We start from the raw sequence: 15,260 nt of genomic DNA on the forward strand, positions 1-15,260 counted from the left end.
AGAACACCAAAACGGACGGCTGGGTTGTCTATGCGTGCTTTCCTAAACAGGTATATGCTTTGCGCAATAAGGCTCTAAATAAAGCCTTACGACAGACAACCACCCAGCAGCAGAATAAAAACCTGTGAGGTTTTGAAAGCCTCACAGGTTTGTCGTTTTCAGCCCGTTTTCCTTAAAACAAGCCCTAAACAGGATAGAATCTTTATTTCAGGATAGCCTCAATCTGCGCCAGTTCGTCTGGGCTGAATTGCGTGTTTTGCATGCACTTGAGGGAGTCAGCGAGTTGGGCGGGGGTGCTGGCGCCAATGAGCACCGAGGTCACGCGCGGGTCTTTCAGCAACCAGGCCAACGCCATTTGGGCCAGCGTCTGTCCGCGTCCTTCGGCCAGGTCGTTGAGTTGGCGGATCTGGCTGAGGCGCACTTCGGTGATGTCGCCTTCCTGCAGAAAGCCGTGCGGTTTGGCGGCGCGGGAGTTCTCTGGGATGCCTTTCAGGTATTTATTGGTGAGCAGGCCTTGGGCCAGCGGCGAAAACGGAATGCAGCCTACTCCCTCCTGCTCCAGCAGATCCAATAAACTTTCTTCTACCCAGCGCACCAACATAGAGTACTTGGGCTGATGGATCAGGCACGGCGTGCCCAATTCGTTCAGGATTTCAATGGCGCGGGTGGCTTCGGGGGTTTCGTAGTTGGAGATACCCACGTACAGCGCTTTGCCCTGGCGCACAATTGCATCAAGCGCACCCATGGTTTCTTCCAGCGGAGTATTGGGGTCTGGGCGGTGGCTGTAGAAAATGTCTACGTAGTTCAGCTTCATGCGCTTGAGGCTGGCGTCCAGGCTGGAGATTAGGTACTTTCTGGAGCCCCAATCGCCGTACGGGCCCTCCCACATCTTGTAACCGGCTTTGCTGGAAATGATGAGTTCATCGCGGTAGCCCCTGAAATCCTCGTGCAGGATCTTCCCAAAGTTCTCTTCGGCCGAACCGGGCGGTGGGCCGTAGTTGTTGGCCAGGTCAAAGTGGGTCACGCCGGCATCAAAGGCATCATGCAGGATCTGGCGCGAGTTCTGCAATACATCTACGTGCCCGAAGTTGTGCCACAAGCCTAAGGAGAGCGCCGGTAATTTCAGTCCGCTTTTGCCGCAGCGCCGGTACTCCATAGAAGCGTAGCGGTGGGCCGAAGGTGTATAAGACATAGTTTTATTTCATTGGTTAAGGCTGTAAAATACGGCTTCTGGCGGCTTCTGCCAAACCTCGTTTCAGGCACAACTTAAGACTGTCTATTCCCGTAAGTTAGTTTTCCCTTTCACTAAAAGAAGAAAACACTAGGAGAATACCTATATTCAGCATCTTTCTGCTTAGAATGGAAGATATTTGGATAACTTATCACGGCGCAAGAAGAAGACATACCCCCTATCTTATTGGCTTTCAGTTAACAGCATGAATACAGAAGATCCAGAGGCCGTTCTAACCCAATCAACCACCATCCAAACAGAAGACCGTTATAAATTACTCATTGAGAACGTAACGGATTATGCCATCTTTTTACTTGAACCAACCGGCCACGTAGCCACCTGGAACGCCGGGGCCAGAAGGATCAAACAATACGAGGCAGCGGACATCATAGGCCAACACTTCTCGCAGTTTTATACCGCTCAGGCCCGTGATACCGGTTTCCCAGACTTTGAACTGAGGGAAGCCAAACGACTGGGCAGGTTTGAAGACGAAGGGTGGCGCGTACGCAAAGACGGTTCTGTCTTCTGGGCCAACGTCATTATTACGCCCGTCTATAACTCGCAAAAAGAACTGATAGGTTTCTCTAAGATTACCCGTGACCTCTCTGAGCGGAAAAAGGCCGAAGACGATCTGTTCAAAGCCTACGAGGAACTGAAGGAAAGTGAGGAGAAATTCAGGCTGCTGGTGGAAGGCGTCACCGACTACGCCATTTTCATGCTAGACCCCGTAGGGAATATTGCCACCTGGAACCAAGGCGCCAAAAACATAAAAGGGTATGAACCCGGTGAAATCATTGGCAGATACTTCTCTAAATTCTATAGCCGCGAGGCCATTCAGGACGGTTACCCCGAGTATGAATTGAAAATGGCGCGGGAAGAAGGGCGCTTTGAAGACGAAGGCTGGCGATACCGCAAAGACGGATCGGCGTTCTGGGCCAACGTGGTCATTACGGCCATCTACAATAAAGAAAAAGAACTCATCGGCTTCTCTAAAATCACCCGTGACCTCACAGAGAAGAAAAGACTGGAGCAACAGCTTTTTCAGGCCAATGAAGAGCTAAAAGAGAGCGAAGAAAAGAGCCGCCTACTCATTGACAGCGTAAAAGATTACGCTATACTCATGTTAAATACCGATGGCATCATTACCAGTTGGAACACGGGGGCTGAGCGCATTAAGGGGTATGCCGCCAAAGAAATCATAGGCAAGCATTTCTCTACCTTCTACTCCCGCGAATCCATTGAAAGGGGTTTCCCGCAGTTTGAGTTAAACAAAGCCTTGCAGGATGGCCGCTTTGAGGACGAAGGTTGGCGCATCAGAAAAGACGGCACCGCCTTCTGGGCCAATGTGGTGCTCACGCCCGTCTACAACTCAGAAAACCGCTTGCTGGGGTTCGCCAAAATAACCCGCGACCTCACAGAACGCCGCCGCAACGAAGAGCTGATGCAGAAAAACAAAGATCTGCTCCAGATCAACAATGATCTGGACAACTTTGTGTACACCGCCTCGCACGATCTTAAATCGCCCATCACCAATTTAGAAGGCTTGCTCACCGCCTTGCAGGAAGATATGGGGCCTGCCTGTGAAGAACACGCGCATCTTCTATCTTTGATGCAAGGTTCCATTATGACCCTGAAGAAGGTTATCTCAGACCTCGCCGAGATCACCAGACTTCAGCCCGAAAAGCAGAATAATGAAAGCGTCCATATCCCAGACCTGCTGGAGGAAGTAAAGGAAAATCTCCGTAGCACCATCACCGCCACCAACGCCCACATCATAGCAGATGACCTGGCTTTCCACCAACTGCATTACTCGCGCAAAAACCTGCGCAGCATCTTGCATAACCTGGTCTCCAATGCCGTCAAATACGCAGCCCCTAACAGAACGCCTGAGGTAAAAATAGGCACCCGCATCTCTGAGAAGGGTGAGTACGTGCTGTCAGTGTCAGACAATGGTTTGGGCATTCCAGAAAACCAGTACGGCAAGATCTTCGGGATGTTCAAGCGCGTGCATGACCACGTGGAGGGTACCGGTGTAGGCTTGTACCTGGTTAAAAAGATACTGGACAACTCCAATGACAGAATCACGGTTGAAAGCGAGGAAGGGAAAGGAACCGTGTTTACCGTCTATTTCAAGCAGTAAAAGCTTCCTATTTATTACAGCTTTGAGTTTTCAATGATCAGTCAATGGGTTAAAGGAAATTCCTAGCCCTGGCTTTTCCCGGGAAGGGAGGATGTAAGTGATTGGACAGAACTAACTAGCTCTTCTTCTCTTCTTGTCATCCTGGAAGGATCTCGGTAGCGAACAGCAATGGCGTTTATTTACAGCTTTTCCTGTTCGCCCATAAGATCCTTGCAGGATGACAAACTAGATAGTTTAATTTATCCTGCTACTTAATACCAAGTCACCTAAAGTATCTTCCGTCACTGGTGATTTACCTCCTGACGCTTGCGCCAGAAAACCAATGGAAGCAGGTAAATACTGGTGGGTATAACCCCAAAGCTCCCCTTCCCGGGCTCATTGATTGAGTTCAGGAAGAGGAGCTTCTGTTTGATGCAGCAAGGCAAGTGTTCTGGTAGCCGTTTTACGGCCGATTTCTACAAAACACCCTCAAAATAGGTTAGCTTCTTGGTGAGTTTCGGTCTCTCCTGGTCTTTGGTTTGGCGCTGCTCTTTGTGCCCCTGCACGTGGTCTGGTCGGGAAATCCAGGCCTTGAAATCATCTTTACCGCTCCACTTGGAAACCAGCACATACTCTACCCTGCCCGAATGTTCGCGCCGCCAGATGTCAAAGGAAATCAGCCCGGCGGCACCCCGGCTTTCTTCGTAATCATGCTGGCACTTCTTTGCCAGGTACGCTTCATGTTCTTTGTCTGCCTCAAAACTGGCATTCACAACGTAGGTAGTCATGTTTCTTCTATTTAAAACGCATGGTGGGCAAAGATAAAAGAAGGTGTCTTACTACTTCTGCTCCACCCCATTTACGAGCAAAAAATGCACTTCGCTGCCCTGTACCCTCTCTATTTCAATTTACGGCCGAACAAACCTAAGGTGCGCTGCCAGGCAAGGCTTGCGGCGGCCTCGTTGTAACGCGCCGGGGAAGTGTTGTTGCTGAAGGCATGGTTGGCACCTTCATACACGTAGAGGTGGTACTTCACCTTAGCCGCTTCCAAGGCCTGCTCAAACGCCGGAATGCCCGCGTTCACCCGCTCGTCCAGGCCACCGTAATGCAGCAGCATCTCGGCTTTGATTTTGGCTACATCTGCCGCTTCCGGCTGGCGGCCATAGTAGGCCACCGCCGCATCCAACTCCGGCGAATGCACCGCTAATTGCCCCACCAGCGCGCCGCCCCAACAGAACCCTACCGCGCCGGTTTTGCCGTTGCCGTTGGGGTGCTTCTGCAAATAGGCCAGCCCTTTCAAGAAGTTCTGTAGGTTTTTCTGGGCATCCAGCTTGGCAAACAACCCTCTGGCCTCATCTTCATTGGCAGGGGTTCCGCCCATGGGCGACAACGCATCTGGCGCGATGGCCAAATACCCCGCCTGCGCCACCCGCATGGTCACGTCTCTGATGTGCGGGTTCAATCCGCGGTTCTCATGGATCACCATCACGGTGCCCAGTTTCTTCCCTTTCTTAGGCTGCGCCTGAAATGCTTTCATGGTCACCCCCTCAGCTCCGGGATACGTGATGTCTTCAGAGCTGATGTCTTTGCCTTCTACCGTAGCCGCCTGGGCATAATTGTTCTCCAGCATGGGCAGGAGTGACATGGCCAAGGTGAGGCTGCCCGTCAGTTTGGCTAATCTGGTGATAAACTCCTTTCGGCTGAGTGGAACGTGGGTGTACTCGTCAAACAAGTTGATGATGCGCTGATCCATGGGTTTGGTTTGTTTGCAGTTGGCTTTTCAGAGGATAGAAGTTAGGAAAAATATCTTGTTTTAGACCACTTTTTCAAAAAACAGCCTTAAAACAGATTCTGCCGCACTGGCGCGCGTCTTAAGATAACGGGTACTCTCTGATTACCCTCGCTGCAAGAGCAGCGACATACACATTGCTGGTCATCAACGGCCTCTACTCCAACGATGGCCTTTCAACCACCTCGCCCTCCGGCACCCCTCCTGTTTTAGGAGTTTTTCTGCCTAGCGCCGCTATGCCGTTTGCCCCAAAGACCTCGTAGCGTCTGGAAGACCTGCGAGCGTCTGTGCCGGTTGCCTTCCCTTTTCGCCAATCAGGAGATTGGCTGTCCTTTGGTGCGTAGAGCGCGGCCGCTAACTCTACGCACAGCAATAATTCATCTTGGCTCCCGGCGAGTCTGGAGACTCGCTTCATCCACAGTCACGAGTTTGAAAACTCGCGCCAGAGGTCTTAAATAAAGAAGCGTTTTAGGCCAGTTTTTGAGAAAACTGACCTAAAACGCTCCATAGAATTGTCTCTAAAATGCTTTCTACTTCTTCGGCTTGCTGCTCATATAGAATGTCAGCTTGCCGCCTTTTACCAGGTCAGAGTGGTTGAGGACAGGCTGGGTCAGGACTTTCCCGTTCAGCTCCACCTTCTGCACGTACACGTTTTTTTCGCTCTGGTTTTTGGCTTCAATAACAAAGGATTTTCCGTTCTCCAGCGCAATAGTCGCTTCTTTCACCGCCGGACTGCCCAAGGCATATTGCTCCGAGCCGGGTGCTACCGGATAGAAACCGAGGGAACTGAACAGGTACCAGGCACTCATCTGGCCGCAGTCGTCGTTGCCACCCAGACCGTCTGGGGTGGCTTGGTACTGCTTTTTGAGAATCATGCGCACGCGTTCCTGGGTTTTCCAGGGTTGGTCTGTCCAGTTGTAAAGGTAGGCCACGTGGTGGGCGGGCTCGTTGCCATGCACGTAGTTCCCGATGATGCCTTCGCGGGTGATGTCCTCGGTGTCTTTGAAGAATTCATCGGGCAGGTGCATCGTGAAAAGCGAATCCAGGTGGGGCACAAACTTGGCGTTTCCGCCCATGGTCTGTATCATCTCCGCCGGAGCATGGGGCACGTAAAGGCTGTAGTTCCAGGCGTTGCCCTCAATGAAGCCCTGGTTGTGGGTGCTGAGCACATCAAACTCTTTTTTGAACGTGCCGTCACTCAACTTGGGCCGCATGTACCCGATGCTTTTATCATATACATTCTTCCAGTTCTGGGCCCGTTTGCTGAACTCCTGGTAAATGTCCTGGCGGTTCAGTTTCTGCGCTACCTGCGCGATGCACCAATCGTCATAGGCGTACTCCAGCGTTTTAGAAACCGAGGAACTGTTCTTGTCTTCGGGCACGTAGCCTAGTTGCATGTAGAAGTTGAGGCCATCATAATAGCCTTGCCGGGCGGTGGCCACGCAGGCATCCAGCGCGCGGTTGGCATTGCCGGGGTAGGTGCCTTTCATGATGGCATCTGCAATTACTGACACGCTGTGGTAGCCAATCATGCACCAGTTCTCGTTGGCGTGGTGCGACCAGACGGGCAGCATGTGGTGCACGCTCTGGTCATAGTGCGCCAGCATGGACTCCACCATATCAGCATTGCGTTTGGGCTGCACCACGTTGAACCAAGGGTGCAGGGCGCGGTACGTATCCCAGAGGGAGAAGGTGGTGTAATTAGTGAAGCCCTGCGCCTGGTGGTTGTTCTGGTCAAGGCCGCGGTACTGACCGGTCACGTCCATGTAAGTGGTGGGGCCCAGGAAAGTGTGGTACAGCGCGGTGTAGAAGTTGATGTAATCGTCTTTGGTGGGCAGGGTGGCGCGCACTTTGCCCAGTTCCTGGTTCCATTGGGCCTGACTTTCGTCTTTCACGCGGTCAAAGTCCCAGTGCGGAATCTCGGCGCGCATGTTGGCCACCGCACCCTGGGTGCTCACCGGTGACAACGCGAATTTCACCTTGATCTTCTCCCCTTCGGTGGTCTTGAAATCGAAATAAGCGCGCAGCTGTTTGCCGGCCATCTCAGGGAAGTTCTTGGTCTGGTCAAACTTGCGCCAGAAGCCGCGGTACACCTGCGCCTTGGAGTAGTCTTTGTTGCCGTATTGGGAAAAAGGCTTCGAAAACGACATGGCAAAGTACACGGTGCGGGTGCGGGCCCAGCCGTTGGTCTGGCGGTAACCGGTAACCAAGGTATCGTTCTCAATGCGCAGGAAGACCCAGGTGTTTTTGTCTTCGTAGTTGTAGATGCCGTGCATCAGGTCTAGGATGATGTGCGCCTCATCTGATTGGGGGAACGTGTACTGGTGCATGCCCACGCGGTTGGTGGCCGTGAGCTCCGCTTGAATATTGTGGTCGTCCAGTTGCACGCGGTAGTAGGCCGGCTCCGCGCGTTCGTTGGTATGCGAGAACTTGGACCGGTAGCCGCTTTCCGGCTTGGCCTCAGTGCCGGGGTTCAGTTGCAGTTTGCCGGTGGTGGGCATGAGCAGGAAATCGCCGAGATCTGAGTGGCCGGTGCCGCTGAAGTGCGTGTGGCTGAAGCCCACGATGGTAGGGTCATCGTACTGGTAGCCCGCACAGTATTTGTACACGTCTTTGTTGTAGCCGCCGTTCACCTCATAGGGAATGGTATCGGTATCGGGGGAGAGCTGCACCATCCCGAAGGGGGCCGTGGCGCCGGGGTACGTGTGGCCCATCTTGTGCGTCCCGATCATCGGGTTTACCCAGCGGACTAAGTCATACTTCGGTTTTTGGGAGAAGGCGCTTAGCTGGCAGAAAAGAAATATGAGGAGCAAAAGATTTCTCATGGTGCTTGGCAAGGAAGGCAGTTAGCAAACTGAAAGATAAGGAACCGTCCCCTAAATCCGAAAGGCTCTATGAGTTACCGCATGTTGCGATGTACAGACTGGATAATTGTATCACTCCGGTTTAACCCACCCCTACCCCTCCCAGGAGGGGAATAAAACCAGATAATGTAGGGGCAACCCTGGTGGTTGCCCTTTTCCATTCCCCTGCTATTTTCCAGAAAATGTACGGATAGGTCGCGACCTGTCCTGGGATTGCAGATAACGTGACCGGGCAAAACGTGTAGGGCAACCACAAGGGATTGCCCCTACATTATTTATTCAATTCCTTACGGCACCACCACAATTTTGCCTTTGGTATGGTGGCTGGCAATCTGCGTCAGGGCTTCGGCGGCTTGGTCAAGGGAGTATTGCTCGCTCACGTGCACTTTCAAGATACCAGCCTCGGCTAGCTCCCGCAAGTGTTCCAGTTCAGTGGAGTTGGGCTCCACAAACACGTACTGGAAGTCAATGCTCTTGTCTACGTCCTCTCCGGTGTTCAGAATAGAAACCAGTTTGCCACCCGGCTTCAGGGCCAATAGGCTTTGCTGCAGAGTTTCGCCGCTGGCGGCGTCAAAGATGAAGTCTACGCCGCCGGGAAAGAGGGCTTTCACGGCTTCGCCCACGTGGGTGCCGGTGTAATCAATCGTGTGGTCTGCCCCTAGCTCTTTCATGAACGCGTGGTTTCTCTGGCTGGCTACGCCGATGACCGTGGCCCCTTTCCACTTGGCCAACTGGATGCCTAAATTGCCTATTCCCCCCGAAGCGCCTAAAATCAGAACCGTCTGACCAGCTTGCAGCTGTCCGGCATCAAACATGGCCTGGTACGCCGTGAGGCCCACCAACGGAATACCGGCAGTCTCTTCCCAAGACAGGTTTTTAGGCCGATGCGCCAGATAGCTTTCCGGAATCACCAGGTACTCGGCGAAGGTGCCGTGTTGTACGGTGGGTCTGCGGGCATAGGCGTACACTTCGTCCCCCACGTTGAACCTACGGGCACTGAAGCCGCGGCCTTCCACCACCCCGGCCACGTCCCACCCTGGTATAGCCGGAAACTGAACCGGAATGTTCCCGCTTAACCAACCTGCCAGCACGGCATTATCTACGGGGTTTACGCCCGCCGCTTTCACGCGCACCAGCACCTCTCCTTCCTGTAGATCAGGGATGGGCAATTCACCAGTCTTTATTTTTTCTGGCCCGCCAAACTCGTCGTAAAAAGCCGCTTTCATCTGTTTTGCCATAAGACACTTCGTTTAAATGTACACACAATGCTATCTTGTGTACTTATAAACCAGAAACTTGTTTAGCCAGAAGCGCCATGGGTCAGCAAGCGTCTGTCTACTTTCAAAGCTTGTTTTGGGCCTGATTTTAAGAAAACGAGCCTAAAACCCGTTTCAGTTTTCCTGAACCTACACACCGGTAGTCCGTTCAGTTTACTACCTTTACCTTAGCAATAAGTACTCCCAACCGCCCGGCAGGAAAGCCTTTGGTTTTTTCCTGGGGGCAAACCCCAACGAGTTATTATGAGCACTCAGATAGAATCTTTAGAACCGAAAGCCCTGTGGCAGAATTTCGCGGCGCTGAACTCCGTGCCCCGTCCGTCCAAAAAAGAAGAACGCGTGATCAAGTTCATCCAGGACTTCGGCAACAGCCAGGGCTTTGACACCATCACCGACGAGATGGGCAACGTCATCATCCGGAAAGCCGCCTCACCGGGCATGGAAGACCGCCAGACCGTCATCCTGCAAAGCCACCTGGACATGGTGCACCAGAAAAACGCCGACACAGAGTTCGATTTCAACAGCCAGGGCATTGACATGTACGTGGACGGCGATTTTGTCAAAGCGAAAGGCACTACCCTGGGCGCCGACAACGGCATTGGCGTAGCCACCATGATGGCCCTGCTTGTTTCCCGTGACATTGCGCACCCGCCGCTGGAACTGCTGTTCACCATTGACGAGGAAACCGGCATGACCGGGGCCATGGGCCTGAAAGGTGGCCTGCTCAAAGGCAGCATTCTGCTGAATTTGGATACCGAGGATGACCGCGAACTCACCATTGGCTGCGCGGGCGGCGTGGACGTGACCGCCGCCGGTTCTTACAGCGAAGAGAACATCCCGTTTGACTTTGCCGCCTACCGCTTAAGCATTACGGGCCTCACCGGCGGACACTCGGGTATGGACATTCACCGGGGCCGGGCCAACGCGAATAAACTCATGAACCGCATCCTGTACCAGGCCGCCGATAAATTCAACGCCCGGGTGCACAGCATAGACGGGGGCAGCCTGCGCAACGCCATCCCCCGCGAGTCGTTTGCCGAGATTGCCGTCCCGGAAGCCAGAGCCGACGTTTTTGAGCAGTTTTTGCTAAAACAGGCCGAAATCCTGCAAAGCGAATACGCCCAGACAGATCCCAACCTGCAACTGCTGGCCGAGCCTGCTGATTTACCGGAGGCCGCCATCTCCTATGATTTCCAGAACCAGTTGTTGCGCGCGCTCTATGCCTGCCCCAACGGCATTTACCGCATGAGCCCGGCCATAGCGGGGCTGGTGCAGACGTCAAACAACCTGGCCCGGGTGCAGGTGAAAGACGGCACCTACAGCATTCAGTGCCTCACCCGCTCTTCGGTAGATACCGAAAAGTCTGATCTGGCCCAGGCTATCCAGAGCACCTTTGAACTGGTGGGTGCCAGCGTCACCCAGAAAGGCGCCTACCCCGGCTGGACACCCAACCCAGATGCCACCATTGTCAAAACCATGACCAACCTCTACCGTGAGCTGTTCCAGGAAACGCCCCACGTGAACGCCTGCCACGCCGGCTTGGAATGCGGAATTCTGGGCACCCACTACCCCCAACTGGAAATGATCTCCTTCGGCCCAAACATTACCGGAGCGCACTCGCCAGATGAGAAAGTACAGATCAGTTCCGTACAGAAGTTCTGGGGTTTCCTGCTGGAGACGCTGAAGCAGATTCCGGTAAAGGCTTAAGCGGGAACGCACCAGTAACCACCCCGCCCTTTGGGCACCCGTCCTAAATTAGGAGGGGAGTTTTTGCCTGCCGCTTTACGGCGGCCCCAATGACCTCGTAGCGTCTGGTAGACCGGCGGGCGTCTGTGCCTGTAGTCTTGAAATGCGTGGCCCTGCTGGTGTGAACATCCCCTTCGCCCCCTTCAAAGGGAAAGTCTCTGCTTGGCAGACGCTATTGGGAGATTAAATGGAGAGCAGGTAACAGGGTTTGTATGGCGCAGATGTACTTCCGTGACTTACACAAAAGAACAAGTCACGGAAGTACATCCGGGCCATAGGGCAGCAGTACGCCAAAAGCAGTACGCCTTGGGCAGGCTTCTCTCCTTGGCTAAGGCTCATCTTGTATGGAAAAATGAACGGTTATTTATTTCTATTTCCAAAAGATTTCAGAGAGTCAAACCGCTCTTTCGGAGTTCCACTCCGGAAGCTTGCTGCCGGGGAGTTCCACTCCCCTTCTTTTGCCCGTGGCTCCCGGCGGAGGGGAACTCCACAGCAGGCAGGTTCGGGGGGTAGAACTCCCGAACAGGAAGGAAAGAGATTTTCCCTATAAGTTTAGGTGGGAAGAGGGGCAGGGGTGGTTCGCTAGCTCAAGCCGTAATAGCTCTTCCTAAACGCACCAGTTCCAGCCTTTTGCTTGAGGGCGGAAGGCGGGGCCCCGCGGCCGTGAGCGCACGGAGAGAAAAAATGAAACAGCACAGCGCATAACTAACGCAAAAGACCGCTCCTCCAAAGCATCAGCAAAAGCCATTCCCACCAACCACCAATCAAAAAGCATCTACTTAAGTCCTATGTCACCAACCGGAAACCCTGAGTTCAACCATCTCCCCCAATTCACCCCGCAGGCCAAAGTCTCTCTGTCACAGCTACAGCAACAGTTCAATGCCAGCATCCAGACCATTGACCAACTCAAGTCGCAACTGGCGGAGCGGGCGCGTATCATAGAAGTGGCGCGGGCGCGGGTGCAGAAGGAAATTCAGCCCTTGGTGCGGGAAATGGTGAAACGGCGGGTGGCCTTGGTGCAACTCTTAGACCAAGCTTACCTACAGGAGAACGTTCAGAAACTGGAGAAGGAAAAACTGGCCTCTTTTATAAAAGAACAGGCGACATCCCTTGTACATCACTATGGCGCGGAGGAACTGACCGAACTTTGGCAACGGTACACACCCCCTGCGCCAATAGCAGAAAATACGGCAACTGCTACCAAGGCCGAAACCCGAAACCTGCTCAAAAACGTGCTGGGGCTAGACGTAAACCTGGAAGACCTTTCTAATCTGGAGGCGTTTCAGGCCAGGCTGGAACAGCAGATGCAGGCAGAACAAGAGAGACGGGAAGCCCAACGGGCGCATCGGCAGAAATCAAAGGCGCAGCAGGCCAAAGAAGCCAAACTGAAGGCCCAACTCCAGAACATCAGCAAGGCCAGCCGCCGTTTGTATACCACCCTGGCCAAACTCCTGCACCCCGACAGGGAAAGGGACGCCACTGCCCGTATCTGGAAGGAAGAGGCCATGAAGAAGGTGACCATCGCCTACCACCAGGACGATTTCTTTGAATTACTGCGCCTCCAGATGGAGTTCATGCACGAACAGGAGCAGTTGTTGCAGCAAGTGCCCGAAGACCAACTAACCTATTACGTGCACCTGTTGCAGGAACAGATCCAGGAAATGGAAGACGAGCACAGCAGCTACTACATGGGCCCAGATGCGCAGCTTTACAGTGAATTCGGCGGCACGTCTAAGCAGATGGAAACCAAGTTCAGGAGCGCCAAAAAAGGACTCCGCGAGGAAATACAGCACCTGGACTACGCCTTAACTGATTTCAAAGACCCCGCTGCCCTGCGGGAATTCCTAAAAAACTTAAAAAGTTAGTGCCCCTGAAAAAAATGCAAAAAACAACTTCCTGTTTAACAAGCTCTTTTGATTTTTCACCCTAGAAAGCGGCTGTCTTCCCCCGCAGGATTCTGGTTTTAAAATAACCTGAAACGCGCGGCTACGTATATACTTACATTCCTATATCTAACCATAGACATATATGAGCACGCACGAAGCAGAATATAGATCAAGAGGTACCTGGAACGAGCTAAAAGGCAAAATGAAGATGGCCTACGCAGACCTCACAGACGACGATCTAACGTATGACGAAGGTCAGGAAGACAAGTGGATTGGAAAGCTCCAGCAGAAACTGGGGAAGACTGAACATGAACTCAAAACCTGGTTGAACTCCCTGTAAGACTTTTCTTTTTAAGTTGAATCCCCAACTCGGCCTGTTCGGTAGAGGGGGGATTTCTTTTTTTAGGCCCTTCCCTTCTATCTTTCTATACTGTCAGGATTCCCCAAGCAGATCGTGTTTGCGTATGCCCACGTGAACTTGGGCATTGCAAGAGGAATAGAGGAGCCACAAATGCCGCACAGAAGCATCTAACTAGATTAACTAACTCAAAGTTGCTATTTACTCACGATATTGAACACTACCACCCCTACCCCTCAGAGGCTAATCTTGTAGGGAACTTGAAAGAGCGGGGATGGTGTTTTGCGCGTTTTGGGCCTGTTTTGCGGAAAACGGGCCCAAAACGCTGAACCCCGCTTCCCTGGCCTGTCCCCCGACAGAACGGGAGAAAAGCGGGTCAAGCTGTCCTTTCCCTCCTTTGTACCAGCCCCGTTTTGGGGCTCCCCATCAGGCACGCATTTCGTCCCCCTTTGAAGGGGGTAGGGGGATGACAAAGGCGGTTGAAGAACTATCTGCAGATACATGGAAGTATAAAGATGATTCTCGGGAATGCCTGATCAGCACGAGAAATCATCCTAGGCCTTCAAAGGGGGACGAAATGCAATAAAAGACCGCGGGTAGTTCAGGAGAATCAGGACGAGGAAACGGCACTTCTTCGGCTAAGTGAACCGCTCAATCCCCAGTCACGTTCATGATGGCATAAAAAGAAAAGCCTGCCCTTTTGAGAAGCAGGTCTGCTGAATTGAGCCGTAAGGCTAGTTATTTCGCCTGTGCTATTTGCGGCAGCGGGTGCGCTTTAACAAAGGCCTGATACGTTTTCTGCTGCTCCGCATTCAATAGCTGAAGCAGGGCTGCTGTAAACTTCTCATCAACGGCAGTTACCTCTGTTTTGCCGCTTCTTAATTCTTCCATTCTAACAGTAATCAGGTTTTTGATTCTGAGGTATTGCGCTTCGTTCAGTTGTAACGCATTGACAATTCCGCGGGCGGTTTCCGTAGGAGTTGGCGTTGTATCTGCTACTGAAATACTAACAAAAGAGAAGGAAAGTGCAAGAGCTAAAATGTATTTTTTCATATTCTAAGGTTATCTATCCTTTTTCAGCGATTAGGCAAATATGATCTTTTAAACATTTTCCCTCTTGGTTATTAGCCCGAGCAGAACCTTTGCCCGCCGAACCTCTGGTATTCCTCGGTGAATTGTTTTCCTCCGTACTTAGAAAGAGGTTGAAGCCGGCTTTTCAGGGGTTAAAACGCACTTACCGTTTTTGCCTGATTTCTGTTTTTATTGCCCAATCTGTAAACTAGAGCCCAACTATGAAAGCCCGCGCAAGGCCGCTTGAGGGTTCACTCCGGTGATATCGCTGCTGGATACCCTTGGGTTAGGGTTTATGATTGGGGTAGTTTGATGGAACGGTGCCGTTTTTGCGCCGCTCTGCTAGGGTCGTACTGGCCGTTTGTTCCCCAGATTGGCATTATTTCCGGCTTGCCCAGGGTAACCCAAACCCAGTACTGCCGCCAGAGCAAGGCCCCGCCTTCATGCTTGGCCTTACAGAATAGAGAAGACGTTTTCGGGTGGGCGGCCCATCACTGCTTTGTCTCCATTGACCACTATAGGCCGTTCTATGAGCACCGGGTTCTGGACGAGCACCTGTATCCATTCGTCTGGGGTGAGGTGTTGGCCGGCGTACTGCTCTTTGTACAGCCGCTCCCCTTTTCTGATGATATCCTGGGGCCCTACCTGTAATTTGGCCAGTACGGCTTTCAGTTCTTCCGCAGACGGCGGATTGGTGAGGTAGGAGATCACCTGCACTTCTTGCCCGGCATTCTGCAGCAGATCTAAGGTTTGGCGGCTCTTGCCGCAGCGGTTGTTGTGGTAAATGGTTAGCATAGACAAAAAATAATGTGAACACAAAAGACGGAATACAGGCTTTTATTTCCAATGACCCGTGCCATGGTCTTTTCTTTCAAGCAATTTCTCCCGGCGCAACTTAAGGAATGGAGGCAGCACTGGA

11 protein-coding genes are annotated in these 15,260 nt (G+C 52.6%); 4 read left to right on the forward strand and 7 right to left on the reverse strand.

All coding sequences use genetic code 11. The features are described 5' to 3' along the window. Positions 1-202: 202 nt before the first annotated feature. Positions 203-1,192, reverse strand: a complete 990-nt coding sequence (gene mgrA, locus HHO50_RS00195) for an L-glyceraldehyde 3-phosphate reductase (RefSeq protein WP_181303989.1) — start codon at positions 1,190-1,192, stop codon at positions 203-205. Positions 1,193-1,436: 244 nt separating this feature from the next. Here mgrA and HHO50_RS00200 point away from each other — a divergent pair, with 244 nt between their 5' ends. Beyond that, a complete protein-coding gene (locus tag HHO50_RS00200) occupies positions 1,437-3,371 on the forward strand; it encodes a PAS domain-containing sensor histidine kinase (protein ID WP_181303990.1) in 1,935 nt (644 codons plus the stop codon). A gap of 455 nt (positions 3,372-3,826) precedes the next feature. Here the strand turns inward: HHO50_RS00200 and HHO50_RS00205 are convergent, their stop codons facing one another. The 4 genes from HHO50_RS00205 to HHO50_RS00220 form a co-directional block, all read right to left on the reverse strand. Beyond that, positions 3,827-4,138 carry an antibiotic biosynthesis monooxygenase family protein gene (locus tag HHO50_RS00205; protein WP_181303991.1) on the reverse strand — a complete coding sequence of 104 codons (312 nt, stop codon included), beginning with the start codon at positions 4,136-4,138 and terminating at the stop codon, positions 3,827-3,829. Between the two features lie 110 nt (positions 4,139-4,248). Next, on the reverse strand, positions 4,249-5,103 hold the full coding sequence (locus HHO50_RS00210) for a dienelactone hydrolase family protein (protein WP_181303992.1): 855 nt from the start codon (positions 5,101-5,103) through the stop codon (positions 4,249-4,251). Between the two features lie 566 nt (positions 5,104-5,669). After that, positions 5,670-7,964, reverse strand: coding sequence for a GH92 family glycosyl hydrolase (locus tag HHO50_RS00215; protein WP_181303993.1), 2,295 nt, complete (start codon positions 7,962-7,964; stop codon positions 5,670-5,672). Positions 7,965-8,290: 326 nt separating this feature from the next. Then, entirely contained in the window at positions 8,291-9,241 is a 951-nt protein-coding gene (locus HHO50_RS00220; protein ID WP_181303994.1) for an NADP-dependent oxidoreductase, read from the reverse strand. A gap of 282 nt (positions 9,242-9,523) precedes the next feature. Here HHO50_RS00220 and HHO50_RS00225 point away from each other — a divergent pair, with 282 nt between their 5' ends. From HHO50_RS00225 to HHO50_RS00235, 3 genes are all read left to right on the forward strand, one after another. Continuing rightward, entirely contained in the window at positions 9,524-10,987 is a 1,464-nt protein-coding gene (locus HHO50_RS00225) for an aminoacyl-histidine dipeptidase (RefSeq protein WP_181303995.1), read from the forward strand. Positions 10,988-11,814: 827 nt separating this feature from the next. Then, a complete protein-coding gene (locus tag HHO50_RS00230; RefSeq protein ID WP_181303996.1) occupies positions 11,815-12,891 on the forward strand; it encodes a J domain-containing protein in 1,077 nt (358 codons plus the stop codon). A 163-nt stretch (positions 12,892-13,054) separates the two neighbouring features. After that, positions 13,055-13,252 (forward strand): CsbD family protein, encoded by a 198-nt coding sequence (locus tag HHO50_RS00235; RefSeq protein ID WP_181303997.1) that lies wholly within the window; start codon positions 13,055-13,057, stop codon positions 13,250-13,252. A gap of 756 nt (positions 13,253-14,008) precedes the next feature. Here HHO50_RS00235 and HHO50_RS00240 read toward each other — a convergent pair. Continuing rightward, a complete protein-coding gene (locus tag HHO50_RS00240) occupies positions 14,009-14,323 on the reverse strand; it encodes a hypothetical protein (protein WP_181303998.1) in 315 nt (104 codons plus the stop codon). Positions 14,324-14,794: 471 nt separating this feature from the next. After that, positions 14,795-15,136, reverse strand: a complete 342-nt coding sequence (gene arsC / locus HHO50_RS00245) for an arsenate reductase (glutaredoxin) (protein WP_181303999.1) — start codon at positions 15,134-15,136, stop codon at positions 14,795-14,797. Positions 15,137-15,260: the final 124 nt, after the last annotated feature.

It is taken from the genome of Rufibacter sp. XAAS-G3-1 (genome assembly GCF_013623775.1).
Lineage (GTDB): Bacteria > Bacteroidota > Bacteroidia > Cytophagales > Hymenobacteraceae > Nibribacter.

What these genes read in the sequence shown, in the direction of transcription:
- mgrA (WP_181303989.1), bottom strand. Translation starts at nt 1,192, where the DNA reads ATGTCTTATACACCTTCGGCCCACCGCTACGCTTCTATGGAGTACCGG.
- HHO50_RS00200 (WP_181303990.1), top strand. Translation starts at nt 1,437, where the DNA reads ATGAATACAGAAGATCCAGAGGCCGTTCTAACCCAATCAACCACCATC.
- HHO50_RS00205 (WP_181303991.1), bottom strand. Translation starts at nt 4,138, where the DNA reads ATGACTACCTACGTTGTGAATGCCAGTTTTGAGGCAGACAAAGAACAT.
- HHO50_RS00210 (WP_181303992.1), bottom strand. Translation starts at nt 5,103, where the DNA reads ATGGATCAGCGCATCATCAACTTGTTTGACGAGTACACCCACGTTCCA.
- HHO50_RS00215 (WP_181303993.1), bottom strand. Translation starts at nt 7,964, where the DNA reads ATGAGAAATCTTTTGCTCCTCATATTTCTTTTCTGCCAGCTAAGCGCC.
- HHO50_RS00220 (WP_181303994.1), bottom strand. Translation starts at nt 9,241, where the DNA reads ATGGCAAAACAGATGAAAGCGGCTTTTTACGACGAGTTTGGCGGGCCA.
- HHO50_RS00225 (WP_181303995.1), top strand. Translation starts at nt 9,524, where the DNA reads ATGAGCACTCAGATAGAATCTTTAGAACCGAAAGCCCTGTGGCAGAAT.
- HHO50_RS00230 (WP_181303996.1), top strand. Translation starts at nt 11,815, where the DNA reads ATGTCACCAACCGGAAACCCTGAGTTCAACCATCTCCCCCAATTCACC.
- HHO50_RS00235 (WP_181303997.1), top strand. Translation starts at nt 13,055, where the DNA reads ATGAGCACGCACGAAGCAGAATATAGATCAAGAGGTACCTGGAACGAG.
- HHO50_RS00240 (WP_181303998.1), bottom strand. Translation starts at nt 14,323, where the DNA reads ATGAAAAAATACATTTTAGCTCTTGCACTTTCCTTCTCTTTTGTTAGT.
- arsC (WP_181303999.1), bottom strand. Translation starts at nt 15,136, where the DNA reads ATGCTAACCATTTACCACAACAACCGCTGCGGCAAGAGCCGCCAAACC.